Origin of the sequence: Mycoplasma sp. 125, from assembly GCF_051549845.1 — a bacterium.
Classification (GTDB): Bacteria; Bacillota_I; Bacilli_A; order Mycoplasmatales; family Metamycoplasmataceae; genus Metamycoplasma.
On the sequence record NZ_CP196079.1, the window covers coordinates 455,117 to 477,912 of the forward strand.

The window sequence follows — 22,796 nt, forward strand, 5'->3', positions numbered from 1 at the left end:
TTACTGGTTTGAATTTTTAGGTCTTAAAAAATAAATTTAAAATCATAAGTTTAATAAACATTTTTAAACTATAAAAATGTTGCAATTTGAATAAGAATTAACAAAATAAAAAATATAACCCAGAACTGCAGCTGGGTTTAATATTAATAATCAAGTGTAAAAAGTTTATTCTTATGAGTTAATTTTTTTACATCGATTTCGTATTTTTTTATATATTCGTCATCGCTTTTATTATCCATTTCAGGATAATATCTTTCAAAAACAATAGATGCTTCGGCCTCTTCATGATAATGATTAACTCATATTGTGAATCCATCAATAACATCCAAAGTTTTATCTGCACTATACTTAATTTTATTTTTTCTTAAAATCTTTAAAAGGGACCATTTTCCTTCTCCTGGTTGTCATGTATCGAAATATAATGGATTTCTAAATTTCATTTCATCATTGATAGTTCTTAAATTTGATATCGGTATTATAAATTCTTCATTTTTTTTGAGAGGAGATGTAAAATAATCACTTGTATTATTAAATTGATCTGGAATTAGCAATTTTACAGAATGAGGAAAGTACAAAAATGTAATTTCTTTAGCTTTTGTAAGCCAAATTTTGAATTCTTTTTCGTATCCTTTTTTATTGGTCGTGTCATTATTTTCCAATTTCACATTTATAGCAAGCATATAATAGTTTTTAACTTTATTTTCATTAACAAAATCTATTAATTCTTGATATTTATTTTCTGTTTTAAAAGTTATTTTTCTAAAAGGTCTTTTAATTACCTCGCCTTTATCTTTATTGCGAAGTTTTGAATATAAAAGCGGATTATGAGAGTATTCAGCTTTATAAATCCCACCTGGTTTTATAATGTCTTCATGTTGTTCATTATCCTCATTTTTGTGAATTATACAGCTTGTAGATAATAAAACAGTACTTAAAAATGGAACGATAGTTATTATTTTTATTCATTTATTTTTTTTCATTATTTTATAAATCCTCATAATTTAAGTGACTCTGTCATTTCATCACCAGTTACATGTTTTTTTAACATATCTATCATATAAATATTTTTCAATTCAGGTGAAAACTTATTTTCGTATAGATATTGTTTCTTAATTTCTGGTAAATAACTTTCCATTGCTTCTTTTAGTTTTATTGATGGAGATTTTCTATGTCTTGAACTTTATTCTTCTGGTCCTAATGTAGTTATATCAATATGAAAGTCTTCTTTTTTGTTTATATATTTATCGCTTTCTGTTATCGTCATATAATTAGAACCTAAAAAATAATGATTGTATAGCATCATTTGATTCACAGTAATATATGCACATATTCCTCCTCATTCTTCATATATATAATTAAAAGTGTCGTTTTCTCCAAATGTTTTTCTTGGTTCTGTTTTAAAAATTCAAGAATGATTTATTTCGTTATCGGCATATAAAAAGCCATTCAACTCATCTCTTATTCCAAGATTAGAATATTCCGATTTTTTTGCATTTTGCAGTTCTAATAAATTAAGGTATTTGAAATTATTGAAATTTACTTTACTCTTTTTGCTATCTTTTTTATTTTTTCAATCTTTGTTTATGCTCTCGTTATTAGTCTTCTTTTTTGGTCTTCTATGATCCCCTATCATTAATTTATCTCGATCATTTTTATTTAATATTGATATATCTCCGATGGTTTCTCTGTAATATACCAAATTATCATTAGACATGATTTCTGAACTTAAATTAGATATGCTCCAATTTGGATTAACCTCTATTATTTTTTCTTTTTCTTGATCAAATACTGAAAAACCACCTTTCTCATATCCTACTATATATGAATATTTATTTGTTTCCGGATCTAGATAATTTCTACTTACAAATTTTACTTTTGTGTCTTTTCTTCCGGTTAATTTTATAAAATCATATAAACAGTATGAAGATAATTTTTCTTTATATTGTCTTTCTTTCTTTTCCTCAATATATTTTGTATCCTCATATGGCATTATTTTTAATGAAAACCATTGTAAATGGCATAATGCTAGCTATCGTAGCTAAAAAACGCTAAATAATTTATTTTTCACATATTCTCCTTTTTTGTTTCTTCATATCTTTATTGTATTATTTTTAAGAAATAGTGTTAAATTTATATTTAAAATACACATATATTTTCATATTTATTTTTTTGTATTTCCCAGTTTTGGCATAAAAAATACAGAATTTCAAACCAAATAATCTGTTTATACTATTTATAGTATAGGTTGTTTTTATTTTCTTATTTTTTTAACAACATTTTAATTTAATATAGTCATGTCAAAAGAATCTAATTTGGTCGATATTTTTTCAAAGCCTGGAAAGAGGGTTGATATAAATTCGCCAAAAAAGAAATTATGAAATACAAAAAAGAGGATTCTAATACAAAAAAGACATTTGTTAAATTTATGATGATATTAAAAACGATGTTAAAAGATAGTTAAAAAATAACAAATATACCTCAAATTTAGGTAGATTTGTTATTTTTGTATAATAAAACTGGAAAAATCAAAAGGAAAATAAAAAGCAAGAAATAATTCTTGCTTAATTCTTAATTATTATTAAATTTAAATTCAGAAGGTATTTCACTCAATCCGTTTTTAAATAGGTTGGTTTTAAAATCCGAGGCTGAATAGATTTCTTTTAGCGCTTCACGATATGAATTTTTTTGTTCTTTACCACCGCCATAAATTAGATCATATTCTGGAAGATTATATTTTCCATATAAACCATCATAGTTATAACCTTCAGATCTAAAAGCAACCGATAGGCCGACACGTGCCAAAGTATTTGATGCATAAAATATTGAAACTAGCTCATTATTTTGATTTCGAATAGAAGTTCCAGAAGAACCACCAATCGGTGCATATCTACGTGGAATATAAGCTAAGCCCATATTTACATATCTTTTACCATTAACATAGTAAAAATCTTCGCCAATTTTTGGAGCCGCTATAAATGTATCTAAAACACCGGGTTTATCAATAAACGAACGATAACCAATTTGGTAAGAAAGAAAACTTCCTCGATCAAGTTTTTCTTTTGAATATGAAGAAGGTGTACCATCTTCGCCATTAGTTATTTTTGCATCATAATATTCATATTCGCTATTAATTCACAAGCTAAAACTATTGTTTTTTCTTTTAGTTTGATCATCATCAATATATTTCTTCAAATAATAATCTTCACGTGATGAAGGTCACCCTACAGCATACAAGAAATCTATATCTTGAGGTAATTTAGATTTTAGAGGAAAATCAATTTTTGAATAATCGTTTAAGTATGATTTTTGTTTAAATTTAACTTGTTTATCAGCGTGATTAGCATAATCATTAGTAATTTCTTTTGCTAGATTTCGTGCAAAATCTTTGCTACCGAATTGTGGATATCTTTTAGTTACATTTTGGTCATTTGAAGTTGCATAATATTTATTAATCTTAGTAAAATCAATTTCTAAAACAGCAAAATCAACAAATTCTTCCACATCAGCATATTTTTTCTTTTGACGCTCAGATAAGAAATCAGATGGATGAGATTTTAAATAGTCAGTTCCATCAAAAACCTTTCTAATTGCGCTAGGGTTTTCAAACGAAAAGCGAGTAATATTATCATCTAATTCAGAAATACGCAAACTTTGCCCAACCTGCAATTTATTGTCAATCTTAGCTATTGAAAAACTTGTCAAATTATCAGTTAATGCCCTTGCAACGTGAGAATTAGTTCCTAAATATCATTTTGTTGGATAACCATTACTATCAAGTTGGTAATCAAGAATTCAAGTGGTTCCATTTTCGCCAATTACATGTTTTTTTGATTTTGCTTTTAGTTCTAAATCAAGAATAGCTGCTTGTTGCTTTTGAATTTCGATTTTACGAGTTCTTTTTTGATATTCTGCAATAGCGTCATCATATTTTTTTAGTTCAGTTTCTTTTTCTTTTTGAAGACTTTCAGTTAAATGAACATCAGTGTTCTTAGCAATTTTGTCATCTAATTCTTTTTTTAGAGCTTCTTTTTGTTCTTTTAATTCAGCAACCTTTTTGTCAATTAATTTTCTAAATTCTGATTCATTATTAGGATCTTCCCAATGTTTAATAGCTAAATTAATTTTTGCTATTTCATCTTTAAAATCATTAACTCTTGTTAAAGCAATTGTAAAAGTCTGTTTGGCTATATCAAGATATTTTTGATTAACAATTTTTCTTGCTAAGCCATTAGTTTTAAAGGGATCATTTTTACCTAGTGTATCAACTCATGAAGGTTGTTTTCCTAATTCTGAAGACTCAAATAGTTCAATTCCATCGACTTCACCATTTGCTTTATATGAAGGCAAGCTAAAACCTTTATATGCGGCATTTTCATAAGAATCTTGACCTAACGTTTTTGCTTTTTCATCATATTTTTTAATTTGTTCACTAGTTGCCTTAGTATTTTCTCTTAATTTAGTTCAATCATCAATACCGGCAGAAAAAGCTAAATATTGCTTTAGCGAACCGACGTATTTATCATTATCATATTTAAAACGCTCTGTTTGGCTTAAACCAATATATTTTGAAACTTCATTATCTTCTAGATTTGAATCAATTTTGTTATTCGGTTTATCACCATTTGAATCACTATTAAATGGTGAAGTTTTTAAACCTGATAATTCAAATATATGATTTTTTCTTGTTAATGTTGCTTTATTTTTAAAAACAACATTAAATTTAGCTTTTCCGGTAGTATTAGCGTCATCTTCTAAAATAATACCTTCAATTGATATGTTGATTTTATTATTTAGATTTACATCCTTAAAATTAATTTTTATATTGGAAACATTCTTTTGTAGCTCACTAGCAAATAGCTGTGACTTGGTATTGCCTGTTAAAAAGTTGTTAAAAATAAGTTCAAAATTATCTTCAATATTTGCATTAACAATTAATTTGTTAAAATCATCATTAAATTCATTATCCGAATATTTTATGCTTGTGTCCGGTGTCTCACTAGACTGATTTTTCTTAATGTTTTCCTTAATATTTGCAATTTCGCTTTTTATGGCATTAATGGCTTGATCTGCCTTATTTTTAGCCTTACGCAAATCAAATACGCCACTGCTTTCATTAGTTAGAATATCATTAATTTCTTTTTGAACTTTTATCCCTTCAGCATAAGCGCTCGATTGTTTAGCATCACTGCGGGTATCTTTTAATTCTCTTAAAGATGTCTCTAATTCGGTTAATTGTTTTTTAATGTTGTCTTTTAGTGATGTTATGTCATCCTGACATGATATCAATGCAAATGTTGGAGAAAAAAGTAACGGCATTCCAAAAAACGAAGTAATAATTGCCTTGTTTCTTTTTGTTAATTTCATAATTTTAAGATTCCTTACATACTTTTCTAAAATTAGTTAAATGCTTCATCACTAGCAAAACTTACTTTGTAACCATTAGATTCAAGTTGACTCTTCAATGAACTTGCCCCCTGTGGAACTTGAACTTCCCTCGAAATTCCTGATAAATTAATTAAGATGCTTAAATTTGTTAAGGCTGAACTGGTCAAATTATCTTTAGTTGTCAATCTAACATTTTGCGTAACACTACCATTACTAAATTCAATTTTAGTTGGAGGAAATCCAGGTTCACCGCGTGACATTACGGTGTCAAATTGTGCACCATCTAAATCATCACCACTAATTTCGTATCAGGCTTTATCACTAAAGAATTTAGCATTTTTTAGTTTTCTTGGTTTATTTGATGATTTAATGTAATCATAAAAAATTAAGCCTTTTAATGATCTGATAGAAGGGGCTCTTGAGAAATCAATTCTTGTTGGATAACTATTTCCACCTTCATTGGTATCTGGATTTAGACCAGGGCCGAACCCACCTTGAAATATTCCTTCATTATTTCTAGTGTAATAAGCCATTCTTAAACCATTGTTAATTCTTTCATATTTCTTTTGCGGATCCGATTCATCTTTTAGTAAATCAGACTCTTCAAATGCTAAGGTGTTAAATGTAATTCTTGAAGCAATTTCGGCTCCGGGTCTTGTATCTCAACTAACATTGTAATCAATAGTATTAATTCACTCAACATTACGCAATGCTCATGGGTTAATCGATCAATCATCAAGTAGAGAATTACCTAAGGTAAATAACGCTAGTTCCTTAATGTTTTTCTTTTCTAATTCGACTAATGCTGATGTATTAGTTGCTCTATGATCAAAGAAAAGTTCTAATTGCGGCAAGTTATCAGGTAAGGCTCTTAAAATATCTTTGAATTTTTGGTTAGGATCTTTTTTACCCATATTTTTTATACGATATGAAGTAATTTCAATACCTTTATTCTTTAATGATTCAATTAAATTCTTAGTTTTCTCATAACCATCATAGTTAGCAGCATCAATTTCCACAATGTAGCCTTTATTTAACTTACCTTCTTGTGGTTTTTGTCTTGTTAATTCAGTTATGGTTATACCATCATTATTTCCGACATTAAATTGTTTAAATTGTTCAGATTGGGTAACATCTTTTTTATTTCATCCTGGATATACACCATTTTGAATTTGTTCTGGGTTTCGACCAAAATATCCCTCAATGCCAAAAGCACGACGGTCACGATTATCTCTTTCACGTCTAGCTATCTCGCCGTTATAACCAGGAGCTGGTGAATAGCTATATGAGTCGATTTCTCCATTTTCATTAATATATGCATTATTAGGAGAAGCAGTATAACCTTGTTTTAGATATTCTTCTGCTCCTTTACCTAATTTTGTAAATTTTGTATAATCTAAATTTTTAATTAATCAAGCATATTTAACATTTTTACTCTTAAATTGTTTATTAGGATATTGTTTTTTTGCATCCTCTTTTAAGAAATTAACAACATTAGGGCTATCTAAAAGACGTCTGAATTTATCAATTAATTGAGTTCATACTTGACTATTTAATTCAATATATCTATCAGGGTCAAATAATTCAGTTTCTTCAAGTAGTACATCATCGATAAGGCTTGGGAAATAGTTTTGTAGTCCATCTGCATTATTATTAATAAGTTGTTTAAGAGTTGCTTTTCTTAACTCTTCTGTTACTTCAACACTTTTAACATTTCCAACAATTTCATTTACATAAGGATTTTTATTAGTAATTCCTGCAGCAACATCGCGAGGGTCTAATGGTCTAGTTGGAGGTGGTGTTACTTCAGCTAGAACCTGAACACCATTAATTGTAATAGTAATTCTTTCGCTTCTAGGTGTAGGGGCAGGTTTAGGGGCAGGGGCCGGCTTTGGCGCTGGTTTGGGAGTTGGTTTTGGTTTTGGCGGAACCGGAACAGGTTTCGGCGGAACTGGGATAGGTTTAGGTTTTGGTTTGGGTTGTGGAAGGGGGACTGGGTTTGTTTTCGGTTCGGGTTTTGGTTCAGGTTTTGGTTGTGGTTTGGGTTCAGGTTTTGGTTCGGGTTTGGGTTGGGGAGGAACTGGGATAGGTTCTGGTTCGGGTTTGGGTTGTGGAGGCACAACAACAGGAGGTTTTGGAATTTCTTTTAAATTCTTATCAGTTATAGACACATCAGCTTTAGTTACATCGGGTGTACCTTTGTGAAATATTTCAGAGTTTTCACCATAAATATTGTTAAATTCTATACCATTTTTATTCTTTTGGTTAGCAGCAAAAATAGCATTACCTATAATTGCTGAACCTAATATTGTTGATCCTAAGGTAAATAAAACGATCTTATTCTTTTTACTCTTTAAAAGCTTCATATTTTCTCCTTAAAATAATTTCAATTCATAAAAAAAATCTTATGAACCTTTAATTTAACCTACATTATACTAAAATTTATATAATAATACACAAAAATAAGCATAAGTTAACTACTATCTATTTTCTCCAAACTAACAATAGTTAGTCTAAAATAATAAAAAGAGATTTTACTACTTAATTTAAGGTGTTTTTTTATTTTTAATTCCTATCATATTATATTGCAAATAAGATAGGCCTGTTAATTTGCAAATATACTAAGAATATACAAGTATAATAAAAATGCCTAGGCAATTTTGCCCTAGACCTTTTTATTATTTTTAAAATTTATTTAAATTAATCTTCGTCAACCGAAACTTTTCCGCCACGTTTCTTAATAATTTCGTCAGCTAAATTGCGAGGTAATTTTTCATAATGATCAAATCACATTTGATATGTACCACGTCCAGTTGTCATTGATCTTAATTGAGTTGCATATCCAAACATTTCGTTTAATGGAATGTATGCTTTAATAACATGCGCTCCATCGTTTCGAGTTTCGTTATCTCTAACTTGACCTCTTCTACGAGAGATATCCCCCATAACATCACCAAAGAAATCTTCTGGCACAACAACAGCAACATCCATAATTGGTTCTAATAAAACAGTCCCCAATTGTTCACGGCCCTTGGTCAATGATTTTGAAGCAGCAATTTTATAAGCAAGTTCTGATGAATCGACTTCATGGTAGGAACCATCAAATAGAGTTGCCTTAATATCGATCATTGGATAACCGGCAAGAATACCAATTTCCATTTTTTCTTTAAGACCTTTTTCGATCGATTTAATGTACTCTTTAGGGATTTTACCACCGACAATTTTATCAATAAATTCAAATCCACCATCAGGGTTTGGTTCGTATTTAATTCACACGTGTCCATATTGTCCCTTACCACCAGATTGCTTCTTATGAATACCTTCAACTTCTGCTGACTTAGTAATTGTTTCACGATATGATACTTGTGGAGCACCAACACTTACTTCAACCTTAAACTCACGTTTTAGTCTATCAACAATAATGTCTAAATGAAGTTCACCCATACCAGCAATAATAGTTTGCCCAGTTTCTTCATCTGTATAGTATTTAAATGTAGGATCTTCTGCTCCTAAACGTTGTAAAGCTAATGAAAGTTTCTCAGAAGCATCTTTTGTTTTAGGTTCAATTGCTTGCGAAATAACTGGCTCAGGAAAATTCATATTTTCCAAAACGATTTCTTTATGTTTTTCATCGATAAGTGTGTCACCGGTTGTTGTATATTTTAAACCAACAGCAGCACCTATATCACCAGTTCTAACCTCATCAATATCAGTTCTTGAATTAGCATGCATTAATAAAATTCTACTAAATCTTTCTTTTTCACCTTTTGTTGAATTTATTACATATGAGCCTTTTGAGATAACCCCACTATATACTCTAAAGAAGGTTAAATTACCAACAAATGGGTCATTCATAACTTTAAATGCTAATGCTGAGAAAAATTCATCATCAGAAGCAGGAATTGAAATTTCTTGTTCACCTTTGTATGCCTTCATTGCGGTAATATCCAATGGTGAAGGTAAATATTCAACAATAGCATCAAGCATTAACTTAACACCTTTATTCTTAAACGAAGTTCCGCAAACAACTGGGAAATATGTTGAAGTTAAAGTAGCCTTTCTAATAGCTTTTTTCATTAATTCAGCCGAAACTTCTTGTTCCGTTAGGATTAATTCAGTAATTTCTTCATCAAAATCTGCTAGTGATTCAGCAAGAGAAGCACGCATTAAATTTGCTTCGTCCCTTAGATAATCAGGAATTTCGATTTCCTTCATATTTTCGTCGACACCACCATCAAATTCATAGGCTTTCATGGTTACTAAATCAATAATTCCATTAAATTGTGATTCTTCACCAATATTAAGTTGGATAGCATGTGCATTAGCACCTAATAGCTTTCTTAGCGACTCAACAGATGCTTTGAAATTAGCACCCATTTTATCCATTTTGTTAACATAAACAATTCTTGGAACTTTATAGTTGGTTGCTTGTCTCCAAACAGTTTCTGTTTGAGGTTCAACACCTGATTGAGCATCTAGAACAGCGACAGCACCATCTAAAACACGCAACGAACGCTCAACTTCAATAGTAAAATCAACGTGTCCAGGTGTGTCAATAATATTTAATCTTTTATTCTTTCAATATGCAGTTGTAGCTGCGGAAGTAATAGTAATACCACGTTCTTGTTCTTGAACCATTCAATCCATTTGTGAAGCACCTTCATGTGTTTCACCGATTTTATGAATTTTTCCTGTGTGGTATAAAACTCTTTCTGTAGTTGTAGTTTTACCTGCATCAATATGAGCCATAATTCCGATGTTACGATAATCTTCTAATTTATATTCTCTTGACATACTTTGTTCCTAATAAAATAAATAATTTAAATAAAAATAGGTAATTATCATCTAAAGTGAGCAAATGCCTTGTTTGATTCAGCCATCTTGTGGGTATCGTCACGCTTTTTGATAGCTCCACCCATTTTATTTGCTGCATCAATAATTTCATGTGCTAACTTTTCTTCCATTGTTTTGTCATTTCTTAATCTGGCATATTGAATAATTCATCTTAGTGCTAATGTTTGTTTTCTTTTAGCACTAACTTCACATGGAACTTGGTAATTAGAACCACCAACTCTTCTTGAACGAACTTCAAGTTGTGGACTTACATTTTCTAGTGCAGAATTGAATACTTCCATTGGTTCTTTACCAGTTTTGTTTTTAATAATTTCAAAGGCACTGTATAAAATATTCTCGGCAACAGATTTTTTACCATCTAGCATAATTGTGTTAATTAATTTGGTAATAATTTTTGAGTTAAAAACTGGATCTGCTAAGACATCTCTCACAGGTGCTTTATGCTTTCTTGACATATTCTTTCCTTTCTATTTAACTTTCTAATTAATTACTTTTTGGTTTTTTTGTTCCATATAGAGAACGACCTTGTTTTCTATTGTTTACCCCAGCGGCATCTTGAGTACCACGGATGATAGTATATCTAACCCCAGGTAAATCTTTAACTTTACCTCCACGGATTAATACAACTGAGTGTTCTTGTAAATTGTGCCCTTCACCAGGAATATAAGCAGTAACTTCTTGTCCATTAGATAATCTAACACGGGCGTATTTACGAATAGCTGAGTTAGGTTTCTTAGGAGTCATTGTAGCAACCCGAGTACATACACCACGTTTAAATGGGGCTGGAATTGCTTTTTCTTTTTTTTGTAAAGAGTTGTACATCTTTAATAAAGCAGGGGCTTTAGATTTAGTTGTCTTATCTTTACGGCCTTGTTTAACTAATTGCGCAACTGTAGGCATTTTTTTCCTTTCTTAACATTGTTTTACATATTTTCAGATATTTTTAACTCTTATTTTAAAAATACTAAATTATTATACAACAACTAAACCAGTGTTTTTACTTTTTTATGTTTTTTTATTAATAAAAAAGCAGCCAGATATAATTAGGCTACTAAAATTTCTTGGTAATAATATCAATTTGCTCTTTTTCTTTCTTTATTTGTTGTTCAAATGCCTTAAGTTTGCTTATTTCTTTGGTGATTTGACTAATATTTCAATCATATCTAAATACATGATCTTGCAAATATTTCTTAATTTTTAAAATCAAGGGAGTGTATTTAACATTAATCAAATTATCTAGTGTTCATTGTGAAAAATTACTTAGTTCTTCAAAAAATTCAGAAACAAGGCGAGTATTATTATTGTACATATCCACAAATTTCTGCACTAAGTTTTTAAATTTTTGTTTAGCTTTATTTATAAAAACGTCAATATTATTTTCATGAGTTATCTTTTCTTCTTTTAGAGACCTTAGAAGATTGCTAATTTCATCCTTTAATTTAATAACTTCTTCATTCTTAGAACTTCCAAATAACGCATCAACATTTGCTAATAAATTTATAATATCATTCTTAAGTGAGTTAATTACATTATATTTTAACTTTTCGAGATTTTGACTACATGAAGCAACAAGGGGTGCAATAGTAATAACCGGCAAAAAACCTAGTACTAATTTTATTTTTTTAGCCATAGCAAAAGCAAATTATTTAGTTGCTAAAAATTTTGAAATTAAAAATTGTTTATATTCATGCATAAAATCAATAAGTTCTTTTTCATAAATAATATTTGAATCTTCATAATAATATGAAACATTCGAATGTGGATTAAAGAATAAATCTTCAACTTCATTATCACGATAAAATAATCATGAATTTTTAGTGGCGCTTTGATATAAAGGATCATTAGCACGAGCCGTGTATACATATTCCTCATATTTTTTATTAAATTCAGCTTTTGACATTGCTGCTAATTCCTTAGTTTCGTTAAGAATTTTAGCTTTTTTGTCCATTTTATCCATCCAAATAATTTCCTGCTCAATCTTTGATAAATCTTGATTGTGAATTGGTGTAGTAAATTCCGCAATATCAGAAATTTTTTGAGCATTACTTTTAATTTCGTTTTGGACTTCTGCAAAATACTCTACTTTAAATAATTGATTTAAAAATAAGTTATATTGTTTCTCGAATTTTATTTGATCCATATTATTATAAAATTTCATTCATCTTAATAACACATTGGATAATAAAAGATTAGAAGATTTTAACTTATCAAACTCTATATTAATTTTTTCAGGATATTTGGCTAATTCTTGTTTTTTTAATTCCTTAAGGGAAATAATTTCATTATACACTGCCTCATTTTTATGCTTATATTGAGGATAGTTAAAACTTATGTAATAAATCACAACAAATGCGATACCAAACGAAATCAAAAGAACAATAGCAAAAGAAATAAATGTTATAAATAAAGGAATATATGAGGCAATGGTGTCTTTATATTCTAGATACTTCATTTCTGTAACAAGACCTGAATTAAATTTCTGGGTTGCAGTTCCCATATATGAATATACTTTTGACAATGATACAGATGAAAAAATAATTTGGATAACTAGAATAACTAAAATTGTAACTATATTATAAAACGCGGTACTTTTTATATTTAACCCTTGTATATATTTTTTAAATAAAAAACCATCTAGTACTGCTTTTGTTTTATTAATGCTACGCTTAAAATTAATAAAAAACTTAATTATTAAATATAAATTAACTATTGCCAAAAGTGTCAATATTAAACCATAAATTAGAAAAGGATTAGAACCGACACTTTCAGAATTATTGGGAACCTTTGAATTCTGTCCTTGTAAAAACAGCTGACTCATTTTACCTCCTAAAATTAATCATAATCATTATTATTCTCAATATCTTTTATTTCTTTGGCATTATCAGATTCATCTTCTTTATTATTTTCATTGTTACTCATATTAGCTTTTTCGTTATGACTATTATTATTTTCAAATATGGCACTGATTTTTTCAATTAATTGCTTACGCTTTAATTCGCTAGCACCAAATATATTTAATTTTTGCGCCATAATTATTAGTTTTTCATCACTTAATGTTTCTAATTGTGAGCTATATGATTTATTATTTTTTTCCTCAATAATCTCATCATTGTTTTTTTGTTCATTATTATCAAATATAGAAGGTTGTGTAGAATAAGTTTGTTGGTTAGTTTGTGAAAACTTTTGCCCAAAAATTTCATTTATTCTACCTTGTTCATTGTTGATTCTTACAATTCTAAATAATTTTACAATTCTTGAAAACGGCCAATATATTGTGAAATATCCTATTAAAAATATGATTGTAACAATAAGATTTAAAATTTGGTTTATATCCCATGGTTTAATTCTAAAAATACCACCGGCTGAGAAAAATAAATTAATAAATATAATCATAACAGTCATACTATATAAGGTCAGTAACCAAGGCGAATATTTTGTGAAATCTTTTTCTTTTAGTGAAAGTGTCAAAGAAACGATATGTCAAATCAATACAGCTCCAGAGAATAATGCCACAACGATAGAAAATGCAAATTTTCTTATAAACAAATCTTCAACTGAAGCATTAATGGTAGATATCTCATAACTAGGATTTGCATTTGCAAATGCTTCTTTATAATTCAATAAATAGACTTGTTTTCTAACTGCATACTCAATAAATATGGCCATTAATGATAAAAACATCACAACTAAAAATGCTGTAAATAATATTGATTTTACTAAAATTGCCTTTTTGTTGTGTTTGTAAAGTTCATCAATTGAGTTGTATTTATTTATATCAATATTTTTCATAAACACCTCCTTTTTGGTTTTAATGAGTTTACTTAATTTTAAAATATATTAGAATTATAACTAAATTTTATCTACCTTGCTCGATTTCTCTTTGCATTAGTTCGGGAATAGGGGCCTCAAGATGTATGTTTCTTCCCTTATTATCAATAAAATCTAGTTGTGCAGCGTGAAGCCTTTGATTAAAAGAATCAATTCTTTTATTATAAACAGGGTCCCCATAAACTGGATGCTTAATATATCCTAAATGCACTCTTATTTGATGAGTTCGTCCTGTCTTTAAATTACATTTTACTAATGTTTTATCTTTATTATCAATTTTCAAATATTCAAGACATTCAATCATTGTATATGCATTTTTCGAGTTTTGATCGCTAACAGCAAATTTTTGACGATTTTTTATATCTCTTCCAATGGGCAAATTAATATGCATTTTTTTGTTAGCTATTCTTCCATCAACTATAGCAATATATGTCCTGTTAATCTTATGTTCTTTAAGCAAAGAAGCAAAATAATTGTGGGTTGAATTATTTTTAGCAATAATCAATAGCCCGCTAGTATCTTTATCTATCCTATGAACTATGCCAAGTCTTAAAAGCCCATTAACATTACTTAAATTATTTTTAAAGTGGTACATTAAGCCGTTGACCAAAGTATTATTCCTGTGGCCGGGGGCCGGATGAACTACTAAACCCGAAGGTTTATTTATAACCAAATAATCTTCATTTTCATATACAATGTCAAGGCTGATTTCTTGTTCCTCAATCTTTATTTGTTTATCGATGACTCTAACAATTTCTATTTCATCATTGTTTTTAATAACAAATTTGTTTTTATTAATTTTAATTCCGTTAACAAAAACAGCCCCCTCTTTAATTAATTCTTGAATATCATTTCTAGTTATTGAAGAATTATTTGCTATATATTTATCAATTCTTTCAGAATAGTTTGCAACAAGTTTCAACATAATTTTTAAATTATAACAAATGTTATAATAATAGCATGAAGTTTTTGGAAATCAAAAAATCAAAATTTATCCCCATTTTATTTAATATCAATTCAAAAGAAGATGTAAGAAAAAATATTGAATCTCTTTGAAAAGAACATAAAAAAGCAAAGCACATTGTTTATGCTTATATTATAAAAGACAATGATGTTATTATCAATGGATATACTGATGACCATGAACCAAAAGGTGTGGCTGGGATTCCTCTTTATAGCTATTTAAATAGTAAAAATTTAAAAAATAAATTATTAGTTGTTATTCGTTATTTCGGTGGTATTGAATTAGGAAGAAGTAATTTATTAAGAGCTTACTTGCAAGCAGCCAAACTACTTTTTAATGAGTAAATAAGATTCAAATTCAAATATAAGTCTCGTTTTTTAGAATTAATGTTTTAAATATTTTTAATATTTAAAAGCTCTATCATTACACTAGATCGAAATTTAGCAAAAATAATGGAATAAAAATTTAAGGAATTTATTTTTAGATTTAGTTGAAACTACATGTCTTTTTAAAATTAACATCAATTATATCCTTGTATAATAACTAGTTTTATTAGTGGTTTTTTATAGTTATCATACTATCAATGGTTATAACCTATTCTAACTTAAAGATATTAAACAAAACAAATCAATGTAACATGAAAGAAAGTAAAAAGCAATTATAAAAACTAAGAAAAACCCAAATATACTTTTTCTAATTCTTTTGAACCTTTTAAGGCAATCCTTTGAATTAAAATTATTTAATAAATTAAAACAAAACTCCAACTTAGGATCCTAAAAAATAACTAACAATCTAGTATAGAAAAAACCAAAATTGCAAATCCAAGAAACAATGAGAAAGATAAAAAATCCCCTTTTAAAAAAAGTATAAAATTTTTCTTAATTTTGAATTCTAATTTATTTTGTAACCTTAGATTTTAATTTTATTTTGTGTTAAAAAACTTAGAACTCAACTAAAATAACAATAGTTTCAAAAAATGCTATTTTCACCCAATGTTCAAAAATTATGAATTATTTATATATAATTTTTTATTTATTTAGATTTAGCGATTATTAAGAAACTATAAACACTAATTTGCCTATTTTTTCTTGAAATAAAACTATTTTTTTGTTCTATTAATCTGGCATATTTATTAATATAATAATAAGATATATTTTATACCTAAAATAGCATAATAATAAATTGATTTATAGTAAATTTTTTCATTAAAAGGAGTAATATGAAGTTTAAGTTAAGCCCATTGTTAAGTGCAGTTATGATAGCTGCAACACCATTAGTAATTAGTGCTCAAAACAATATGGCCAACAATATCGATAAAGAGGAAAAAAATTCTAGCAATAATGTTAGCGTTTATGCAACTGAGGCAATATCAATACCCACAAATGATGACTATAATGATGTTGAAAGTTATAACATTTACTGAGAGACTGAAGCTTTTAAAACTCATTACAAAATGTTATTTGCATATAGAGTACTAAAAAAATTAATTAATTTTCAAGGTGAGAAATTAGAGATACTTCCATATAAAGAAAAATTAATGGAATTTAAAATTTTTCCTGATGGTGTTTTTGATAATTTTAACAATGAATACTTTTTTTATGACCATAATTTTTTACATTGGGGAACCTTTATTAGATTATGATCAGATGTTAATTTTGACTATAATGTTTTCTTACTTAATGAATACAAAAAATTAAACATTGATAGTGTTTATAAGGTTGCAGATGATTTAAGATCAAATGTAACTTCCGGAAAATTTTCATCAAAAATTAGTGATATTTATATAGTCCAAACTATTATTGCTCATTTTGAAGCCATTAATTTATTGATTAAACACAAAGAAAATTCAAATATTGAAAATTTGATAAAAGATCTATTCAAGGTGCAAAGTGGCATTAATTCTGCAGATCCTGCTTATTTAAATACCTTAAAAGATTCATTGCCAATTCTCGAAAAAATTAAGAAAGAAGCGAATGATAGTATTATTGAAGAAATCATAAAAGAAGTTGAATCAGAATTTTCACATGATAAGTTAATGTATGATGCATTAATTTCCGCACAAAAATCATACGGTTCTATCGAATACGATGAAAAAATTAAACCATTAGTTAAACTAGTTTCGAATTCTAGCACAATGGAATTTTTGAAAAATCTTAAAAATTCCGCTAACAATATTTATCTTAGTGAAAAACAAAAAGTCGATATGGCATTTAATAATTTAAGAAACAAAGACCCTAATATTAAAGAAAAAATTAATAAAGCACGTAATGTAGGAATTTTAAGGGAACTTTATGCTGATATTATGGCTAAAAAAATACAGGAATATCAAAACGATGTAATGATATTAATCGAAAAAACAAAGGGTTCTAGCATGTATGATGATTTTATGATAACATTTAGTACCATAAAAGAAAAAAATGAGCAACAAATTGAACAAAGAAAAGTTGCAATAGAAGCTTTTGATAAAAAATGAAAAGATTTTGGCCGTAACCATACTAAAATTAATATTGATATTAAAAAAGAAAAAGATGAACTTAATACTAAATTATCAAGTCAAATAGAAAACCAAAGGATTACTATTGAACAATTTAATGATCTTAATGATAAATCAACTAATTTGTTTTCTGATGAAAACAACAAAACAAAATTGCTTATAAATAGCATCAACTCAGTAGACCAAAGAACTAAAAAACTTGAAGAATTAAAAAAAGCAAAAAACATTGAAGATCTACAAAAATTAATAGTAGAGGCACAAAAAATTAAGAATGTAGAAGATTTAACAAAAGCAAGGGAAGAAGCTACAAAAGCACTGAAAAAAATTGAAGGTTCAGTGAATTATGAAGAATATAAAAAACAACATAGTGAAGCGCAAGATGATATTAGCAAACTAACTAAGTTAGCGGAAAAAATAAATGCTGAATACAAATTAAAAAGAAATGAAGTTGAAAAAAATCTAAAAAGTTTAGATGACAAAACAGGATTCGAACAAGCGCTAGAAGAAGCTGATAATATTCAAAAATTAAATAAATTAAATAAAGCGCTATTGAATCAAATAAAAGAACAAGATTTAAACAAATTAATAAAAAGAGCGCAAAAAGCTGTTGATCAAACTGAAGGTTCAGAAAGATTTGAAGAATTTAAAACGTTGTTCGCCAATGCAAAAAATGATGTTGTTAAACTTACTAATGTAGCAGAAAAAGCTGAAGAAATTTATAACATAGAAAAGCAAAAAATATTAGATACGTTTAACAAATTGTTAGATAAAAAGGATTATCAAACAAAAATTAATAATGCAAATAATATAAAGAATCTAAAAATTCTATTAAAAGAAATAACTCAAGAAAAAATACTTCAAGAAAATGCCCAAATAAAAAAAGAGGCGAATGATGCTATTGACAGACTAGAAGGTTCTGAATTAAAAAAACAACTAGGTAGGGAATTAAGCAACAACAAAGAAAATACTAATAAAATAAAAGATATTGCAGCTAAAGCAACACAAGAATTTAATATGGAACTTAATTCTACAAAAGAAGAACTAAACAAGCTAATAAATTCAAATACAAAAAAAGAGTTAGAAAAATTGATAGAAAACGCCCAAAATATAAAAGAATTAAGAATTATTAAATTGAAGATTCAAAAAGCAATTACTGAGCAAGAAACAAAATCTAAAAAAGAAGGCAAATCAAAGATAAATGTAGCAGCGATTGTAGGGCCTCTTGTGGTAATACTAGCATTAGCTGGCGCAAGTGTTGGGACTTGATATGCAGTTAAACGTCATAAGATTCAAAAAAGAAAAGAAATAAACAAAAATTAGGTCAAAATAAGAAAGTCTTGAATCTCTTATGAGGTTTTAGACTTTTTTGTTGACAATTTTTAGCTAATAAAAAGCAAAAAAGTGTTACCATAAATAATTTTGTGTATTTTTTTAAAAAGCTTATTTCTTTTTGATAGCTCTTTAATAAGAGTTTATTTCACAACCCAAAATCAGTTAGAAAATGAAATAAAGTTTGTTCCTAATTGAGGGCCTGTTTTTAATCGATTACAAATTATTTTTGAAAAAAATAAATAATTAAAACAACCAAACAACATAATGTTGCTTGGTTGTTTTTGTATAATAAATTTAGATTTGTGTGGTTGCTATTCTCAAATCTCTTACTAAAAATAAGCCAGAGATAAATTTACACAAAATTATCTACAGTTCCAATTTTTCTACACTACCACATTATTTTTTTATCAATCTTATTAATGATATTAGTGACAATATACCAAATATCGCAGCTATCGCTATACCAACATAAGATATAATTCTTATATCACCAAGTTTCAAAAAGCCGTTTAGTTTAAACACTAGTTTTCCGAGCGGTGTAGTAGCATTTGATAATAATGCTTCATTACTAAATGTAATAGAAGCAATTATTGATGAAACAACAAGTATTGGGAAGCTTATTATCAAACATATTACCCAACCAATTTTATGACCCATATTTTTTCCTTTCAATCTTAAATTAATTATATATGTTTTTTAAATGAAAAACTATTTTTTGGCCAGTTCATCATGCACATATTTTAGAAGTAGCATACAAACAATAAATAGTTTTTGAAGCTTTGTTTAATTTTTTTGTATTGTCCACTATTAAATTAAAACAGGTTTTTTATAAAATAAATAAAAAAGAGACTTTGATATATTTCAAGTCAAGGCCTCTAAAAATATAGAATCTTATTTTTGTTCCATTGCATCATCTTGTATCATCATAGTTCTTTTATGCAAAACCTCGCACTTTTTCATTTTCACTTCATATGATATAACAAATGAAAATTGCACTGTATAAACAATTAATGATACAATTTGCCATACAAGAGCCCCGATTAAACCATTCAAGGCAGCTTCCTCACCTTTGATATTTTTATCTACAATACTCAAAATAAAGAAAATAATTCATCATAAGTTATTTAAAATAAAAATAAATAGCATTCAAGGACTTATTGATTTAAAGTTTCTTGTTTTTAATCCTTTTATTAATTGAGGCATAAAAGCTAAGGTTGTTCCCGCAGGCGTAATTAAACCAATAATAAGCGACGTAACTTTATCAAATACCGCAATTCTATTCCCAACAATTGGATAAAAATAACCAGTATTAATCTTTTGAAATACTAATACTATAAATACAGCGAATATCGAAGTTGCAAATAATTCTACTAAAACTATAGCTGCCGTTGCAAATTTTTTTTGTTTTTTGGTAATTGCTTTATTATAGTGATATAAAAAATACATTGTAAAAGCATATATAAAAGAACAAATTAAGTTTGCTAAAAAAATGTATCAACCGTTTTCATCACCTGTAAATACACCATAAATTAACCAAATAATAATTCCAATATAAAAAATTCAAAATGAATAATAATTTATGTTTTCAGCTTTTTTGGTTTTAACAACCCTAACTAGTTGAGGAACACCTAAAAGAATTGTCGCTATCGCTCCTAATGCTCCAAAAAACTGAATAGATATTTCTAATGCTGTCATAACTAAAAAATTATACATTAATACTAATTTATAAACATAATATTGCCTAGTTTTTAATATTTTTTTATAGCAAAAACATATTATTAAAAATTATTATAAAAACCATCTAAATTTTGCTATGTAAAATTAGAACGTTCAAAAAGAAAAAAAACACCAATTTGGTGTTAAGTCATTTCTGAAATGGTGGCTCCGGCAGGAATCGAACCAGCGACACACGGAGCTTCAGTCCGTTGCTCTACCAACTGAGCTACAGAGCCATGGCGGTCCAGACGGGAATTGAACCCGCGATCTCTTCCGTGACAGGGAAGCGTATTAAACCACTTTACCACTGGACCGTGGTTGCGGAGATTGGAATCGAACCAATGACCTTTGGGTTATGAGCCCAACGAGCTGCCGCCTGCTCTACTCCGCTATATTATGGCGGGCAATGAGGGATTTGAACCCCCGCGGGCCGTGAAGCCCCTGGCAGTTTTCAAGACTGCTCCCTTCAGCCTCTTGGGTAATTGCCCATGGTGGACCCAACAGGACTCGAACCTGTAACCGACCGGTTATGAGCCGGTTGCTCTAACCATTGAGCTATGGGTCCTAAAATTTCACTATTGGGTTTTACATTTGGTAGCACCGAAGAGAGTCGAACTCTTGACCTTCCGGGTATGAACCGGATGCTCTAACCAACTGAGCTACAGTGCCATAATGGTGGAGAGGAAGGGACTCGAACCCTCTACCTCCTGCGTGCAAGGCAGGCGCTCTGGCCAGGTGAGCTACCCCCCCATAAATGGTGAAGAAGACAGGATTCGAACCTGCGACCGCTTGAGCCCAAGTCAAGTGCTCTACCAAGCTGAGCTACTTCTCCACACAGAAATTTTTGCTAAATGCTTTATTATTATATATTATTTTTTATGTTAGTTATTAATTTTTTTAAAAATCTTCGTTGTTTCAAATAAACTCATAATCCTTAATTTTAATAGTATCACCATCTTTAATATCGGAATTTTTAATTAAATCAAATACACCTAATGATTTTAATTTGTAATTAAATCTTCATAAATTATCAATAGAAATAACAGGAATTTTTTCATAAACCTTATAAATATCACTGCCAACAATTTCATAAGTATCATCAGACAATTTGATAATTTCTATTTTCTTTTTATCTAACGAAATAACAACAACTTCTTCAGATTCTTTTAATTCATTAACAATATTAATTTTGGCTTCTTGTAGAGTTTCTCATAACACTTTTTTTATTTCTTCTATATGTGAGTCAAACAATGATGAATTTTCTATTAATTTAATATTAGGGTACTTACTTTTAAATTTTTCTAAATGAGTTTGATATGATTCGAGATCAGATTTGTTAGCTACAACAATCTGTGGTAATTTTTCAAGTCTAAGATTATAAGATCTTAGTTCATTATTAATAATTTCATAATCCAAAATTGGGTTTTTATTTGAATCACCAAAATCAATAATGTGGCATATAACCCTACAACGCTCAATATGCTTTAAAAATTGAATCCCAAGGCCTTTGCCCTCCGAAGCTTTTTCTATCAATCCAGGCAAATCTGCCACTACAAAAGTATTTTCATAAAATTTAACTAAACCCAATTGTGGAACAAGTGTTGTAAAATCATAATCGGCTATTTTGGGTTTAGCATTAGAAATTTGAGATAAGATTGTGCTTTTCCCTGCGCTTGGTTTTCCAACAAAGCCTACATCAGCTAAAACCTTTAATGTTAGATGCAAATTAAATCTTTCACCTAATGTTCCGTTTTCACAAATTCTTGGAGCAGTATTTCTTGATGATTTAAATCTTAAATTGCCTTTACCGCCTTTACCGCCTTTAGCAATCAGATATTTTTCTTCTGTAACAATATCAGCAACTAACTTGCCATCATTATAAACCATAGTGCCCAATGGCACCTTAACAATTAAATCATCAGCGCCTCTGCCAAAAGCATTTTTAGGTTTCCCGTTTTCCCCATCATTAGCAACAATCTTTTTTTGGTAGTAAAATGGCAATAATGTATTTTGCCCAGGATCACCCTGAAAATATATTGAACCTCCATTTCCTCCATCGCCGCCGTCCGGACCGCCTTTATCAACATTAGCCTCACGACGAAAACTAATGATCCCATCACCGCCTTTTCCGGCAATAACCAAAATATCAACTTCATCTATAAATTTCATGTGTTTTATTTTATCAAAAATTTAGATAAATTTAGCCATTATGAGTAATTATTA

General features: G+C 28.6%; 17 protein-coding genes and 8 tRNA genes. 2 read left to right on the forward strand and 23 right to left on the reverse strand.

What is annotated here, in order from left to right; genetic code table 4:
• Nucleotides 1–143: 143 nt before the first annotated feature.
• The 12 genes from ACSH4Z_RS01940 to ACSH4Z_RS01995 form a co-directional block, all read right to left on the reverse strand.
• On the reverse strand, nt 144–980 hold the full coding sequence (locus tag ACSH4Z_RS01940; RefSeq protein WP_438340312.1) for a hypothetical protein: 837 nt from the start codon (nt 978–980) through the stop codon (nt 144–146).
• Complete coding sequence (locus ACSH4Z_RS01945) at nt 980–1,135, reverse strand: hypothetical protein (RefSeq protein WP_438340313.1); 156 nt, start codon at nt 1,133–1,135, stop codon at nt 980–982. The genes ACSH4Z_RS01940 and ACSH4Z_RS01945 overlap by 1 nt, the downstream gene beginning before the upstream one ends.
• A gap of 45 nt (nt 1,136–1,180) precedes the next feature.
• Nucleotides 1,181–1,990, reverse strand: a complete 810-nt coding sequence (locus tag ACSH4Z_RS01950; RefSeq protein ID WP_438340314.1) for a putative cysteine peptidase — start codon at nt 1,988–1,990, stop codon at nt 1,181–1,183.
• A 578-nt stretch (nt 1,991–2,568) separates the two neighbouring features.
• Nucleotides 2,569–5,364: an Ig-specific serine endopeptidase MIP gene (gene mip / locus ACSH4Z_RS01955; RefSeq protein WP_438340315.1), complete on the reverse strand. Its 2,796-nt coding sequence runs from the start codon at nt 5,362–5,364 to the stop codon at nt 2,569–2,571.
• A gap of 32 nt (nt 5,365–5,396) precedes the next feature.
• Nucleotides 5,397–7,751: a putative immunoglobulin-blocking virulence protein gene (locus tag ACSH4Z_RS01960; protein ID WP_438340316.1), complete on the reverse strand. Its 2,355-nt coding sequence runs from the start codon at nt 7,749–7,751 to the stop codon at nt 5,397–5,399.
• 334 nt (nt 7,752–8,085) lie between these two features.
• Nucleotides 8,086–10,179 carry an elongation factor G gene (gene fusA / locus ACSH4Z_RS01965; protein WP_438340317.1) on the reverse strand — a complete coding sequence of 698 codons (2,094 nt, stop codon included), beginning with the start codon at nt 10,177–10,179 and terminating at the stop codon, nt 8,086–8,088.
• Nucleotides 10,180–10,223: 44 nt separating this feature from the next.
• The gene (gene rpsG, locus ACSH4Z_RS01970; protein WP_438340318.1) at nt 10,224–10,694 is read right to left on the reverse strand and encodes a 30S ribosomal protein S7; all 471 of its coding nucleotides are present in this window, start codon (nt 10,692–10,694) and stop codon (nt 10,224–10,226) included.
• 28 nt (nt 10,695–10,722) lie between these two features.
• Nucleotides 10,723–11,139 (reverse strand): 30S ribosomal protein S12, encoded by a 417-nt coding sequence (gene rpsL, locus ACSH4Z_RS01975; RefSeq protein WP_438340319.1) that lies wholly within the window; start codon nt 11,137–11,139, stop codon nt 10,723–10,725.
• A 151-nt stretch (nt 11,140–11,290) separates the two neighbouring features.
• Nucleotides 11,291–11,869, reverse strand: coding sequence for a hypothetical protein (locus ACSH4Z_RS01980; protein ID WP_438340320.1), 579 nt, complete (start codon nt 11,867–11,869; stop codon nt 11,291–11,293).
• A gap of 12 nt (nt 11,870–11,881) precedes the next feature.
• Nucleotides 11,882–13,057 carry a hypothetical protein gene (locus ACSH4Z_RS01985; RefSeq protein WP_438340321.1) on the reverse strand — a complete coding sequence of 392 codons (1,176 nt, stop codon included), beginning with the start codon at nt 13,055–13,057 and terminating at the stop codon, nt 11,882–11,884.
• Nucleotides 13,058–13,071: 14 nt separating this feature from the next.
• Nucleotides 13,072–14,028 (reverse strand): hypothetical protein, encoded by a 957-nt coding sequence (locus ACSH4Z_RS01990; RefSeq protein WP_438340322.1) that lies wholly within the window; start codon nt 14,026–14,028, stop codon nt 13,072–13,074.
• A gap of 67 nt (nt 14,029–14,095) precedes the next feature.
• Nucleotides 14,096–14,992 (reverse strand): RluA family pseudouridine synthase, encoded by an 897-nt coding sequence (locus tag ACSH4Z_RS01995; RefSeq protein WP_438340323.1) that lies wholly within the window; start codon nt 14,990–14,992, stop codon nt 14,096–14,098.
• A gap of 35 nt (nt 14,993–15,027) precedes the next feature.
• Between ACSH4Z_RS01995 and ACSH4Z_RS02000 the strand changes: the two genes are divergently transcribed.
• Together ACSH4Z_RS02000 and ACSH4Z_RS02005 are read left to right on the forward strand one after the other, a co-directional pair.
• Complete coding sequence (locus tag ACSH4Z_RS02000; RefSeq protein ID WP_438340324.1) at nt 15,028–15,375, forward strand: YigZ family protein; 348 nt, start codon at nt 15,028–15,030, stop codon at nt 15,373–15,375.
• A gap of 875 nt (nt 15,376–16,250) precedes the next feature.
• The gene (locus tag ACSH4Z_RS02005) at nt 16,251–18,845 is read left to right on the forward strand and encodes a hypothetical protein (protein ID WP_438340325.1); all 2,595 of its coding nucleotides are present in this window, start codon (nt 16,251–16,253) and stop codon (nt 18,843–18,845) included.
• 408 nt (nt 18,846–19,253) lie between these two features.
• Here ACSH4Z_RS02005 and ACSH4Z_RS02010 read toward each other — a convergent pair whose 3' ends face one another.
• The 11 genes from ACSH4Z_RS02010 to obgE form a co-directional block, all read right to left on the reverse strand.
• Nucleotides 19,254–19,514 (reverse strand): hypothetical protein, encoded by a 261-nt coding sequence (locus tag ACSH4Z_RS02010; protein ID WP_438340326.1) that lies wholly within the window; start codon nt 19,512–19,514, stop codon nt 19,254–19,256.
• Between the two features lie 234 nt (nt 19,515–19,748).
• Entirely contained in the window at nt 19,749–20,552 is an 804-nt protein-coding gene (locus ACSH4Z_RS02015) for a SemiSWEET family transporter (RefSeq protein ID WP_438340327.1), read from the reverse strand.
• A 181-nt stretch (nt 20,553–20,733) separates the two neighbouring features.
• Nucleotides 20,734–20,809: transfer RNA gene (locus ACSH4Z_RS02020), tRNA-Phe, on the reverse strand.
• Nucleotide 20,810: 1 nt separating this feature from the next.
• Nucleotides 20,811–20,887: transfer RNA gene (locus ACSH4Z_RS02025), tRNA-Asp, on the reverse strand.
• 1 nt (nt 20,888) lies between these two features.
• A tRNA-Met gene (locus ACSH4Z_RS02030) sits at nt 20,889–20,964 on the reverse strand.
• A 6-nt stretch (nt 20,965–20,970) separates the two neighbouring features.
• Nucleotides 20,971–21,061 (reverse strand) — tRNA-Ser (locus ACSH4Z_RS02035).
• A gap of 1 nt (nt 21,062) precedes the next feature.
• Nucleotides 21,063–21,138 (reverse strand) — tRNA-Ile (locus tag ACSH4Z_RS02040).
• Nucleotides 21,139–21,165: 27 nt separating this feature from the next.
• A tRNA-Met gene (locus tag ACSH4Z_RS02045) sits at nt 21,166–21,242 on the reverse strand.
• Nucleotides 21,243–21,246: 4 nt separating this feature from the next.
• Nucleotides 21,247–21,323 (reverse strand) — tRNA-Ala (locus tag ACSH4Z_RS02050).
• Between the two features lie 5 nt (nt 21,324–21,328).
• Nucleotides 21,329–21,405 (reverse strand) — tRNA-Pro (locus ACSH4Z_RS02055).
• Between the two features lie 65 nt (nt 21,406–21,470).
• On the reverse strand, nt 21,471–22,742 hold the full coding sequence (gene obgE, locus ACSH4Z_RS02060) for a GTPase ObgE (protein ID WP_438340328.1): 1,272 nt from the start codon (nt 22,740–22,742) through the stop codon (nt 21,471–21,473).
• Between the last annotated feature and the right edge of the window lie 54 nt (nt 22,743–22,796).